At 39.4% G+C, this 1,865-nt stretch carries 1 protein-coding gene; it reads left to right on the top strand.

The window, feature by feature from the left end; all coding sequences use genetic code 11:
• A partial coding sequence (locus T488_RS17255; protein WP_037297462.1) for a condensation domain-containing protein occupies nt 1-1,865 on the top strand: 1,865 nt, incomplete at both ends.

The raw sequence follows: 1,865 nt of genomic DNA, 5'->3' as shown, positions 1-1,865 counted from the left end.
GGAGATTTCAGTGGAAGCAAAACAAGCAATTATAGTACAGGTAATGATATATCGCCAGAAAACAAGACAAATGACAGAATAGTAATAAATGGCAGTGTAATAGATGGAAAATTAAAGTTCATCATTTTCAGCCAGACTGTGGAATACGGACAGAAATTCATAACAGAACTTACACAAGAGTTTAAAAACAGTGTAGGAGAACTTGCTGGATATTGTGCAGAAGAAACACATGATGAAAAAACAGAGAGTGACTATGAAATCAATGACCTGACAACAGACGAGTTCAGAGAGCTTAAAGAAAGCCTTGAAGGAAAAGCAGAAAAGATCTATGGGCTTACACCGTTACAGGAAGGAATGCTGTTCCATAATCTTGAAGACAGAGAGTCAACAGGATATGTTGTGCAAAACGTATATAACGTTGCATTTGAAATTGAGGAAAGCATTTTAAGAGAAACACTAAGAATACTGAGTATAAGATATGACATATTAAGGACAGGCTTCATATATGAAAGTATAAGTGAACCGAAACAGGTAATATACGAAGAGAGGGTGCCGGAATACGAAGTAACAGAAGAAAATGGTGATGATGCAGTAAAGGCAGCAGAAGAAGTAAGAAGAGGCTTTGACCTTACGAAGGATACAATGCTGAGAGTAAAAGCAATAAATACCGGAGAAGGAAAGAGCAAGATAATACTGACAGTACATCATATAGTGATGGATGGCTGGTGCTTAGGAATACTGGTAGGAAAACTTTTTGAAATATATTGCCGTATTAAGAATGGAGAAGCAATTGAGACAATAGAGAAAGGAATAAGAGAAGAGAAGAATAATAACGGAGAATACAGTGATTATCTTAGCTGGCTTGGCAGACAGGATGGAGAAAAGGCTGCTAAGTACTGGGAAGAAGTGCTTGAAGGGTATGAAAATGATGCAGATATAAAGGCAATGAGAAAGCCTGAACCCACAGAAGAACAGATGAAAGAACTGTGGGGAAGCACAGATGAAGGAACAACCAATAAGCTGAAGAAAATTGCTGAAAGCAATGAGGCGACGATAAATACCGCAGCAGAAGCAGCGGTAGGAATATTACTGCAGAGGTATAGTGGAAAAGATGATGTAGTCTTTGGAAAAGTTGTGTCGGGAAGGAATGCGCCTATCAATGGAATAGAAGATATGGTAGGTCTCTTTATAAATACAATCCCTGTAAGAGTAACTGCAGAACAGAATACAACAGTCACAGAACTTATAAAGATACAGCAGGAAAAGGGAACAGAGAGTACAAATTATGATTATTGTTCACTTGCCGAAATACAGAGCAAAGCAGTACAGGGCTCAGGTCTTATCAAGGTGCTTTATGTTTATGAAAACTACACATCAGGACTTAATGCCGAAAGCGCTGGTAATACAGAGGAAAGTCCGGTAACAACAGAGAGTGCACGAGAGCAGACTAATTACGGAATAACAATTTCAGGATTTGAAAAAGAAGGCAGACTTAGCTTCAAGATAATGTATGATCCGAATAAATACTGTGAAAACGAGATCAAGCTAATAATTGACAGGCTACTTAAGATCTGTAAAGAGATGGCTGAAAATCCCAACGGTAAGGTCAGTGAACTTGAAGCAATTACAGCAGGTGAAAAGGCTCTTATTCTCAACGACTTCAACGCAACGGAGACAGAGTATCCGAGAGAAAAGACAGTAGCAGAGCTGTTTGAAGAGCAGGTAAAGAAGACCCCTGATAACATTGCACTCGTATTTGAAGACAAGGAACTGACCTATTCAGAGCTGAATGCAAAGGCAAACAGCCTGGCGCATAAGCTGCGAGAGATGGGAGTGAAGCCTGACGATTTCGTAGCGATAATAGC

It is taken from the genome of Ruminococcus flavefaciens ND2009 (genome assembly GCF_000621785.1).
GTDB classification, from domain to species: Bacteria; Bacillota; Clostridia; order Oscillospirales; family Ruminococcaceae; genus Ruminococcus; species Ruminococcus flavefaciens_C.
The sequence above is the reverse complement of the archived record's forward strand: the minus strand, read 5'-3'. Positions and strand labels throughout refer to the sequence as shown.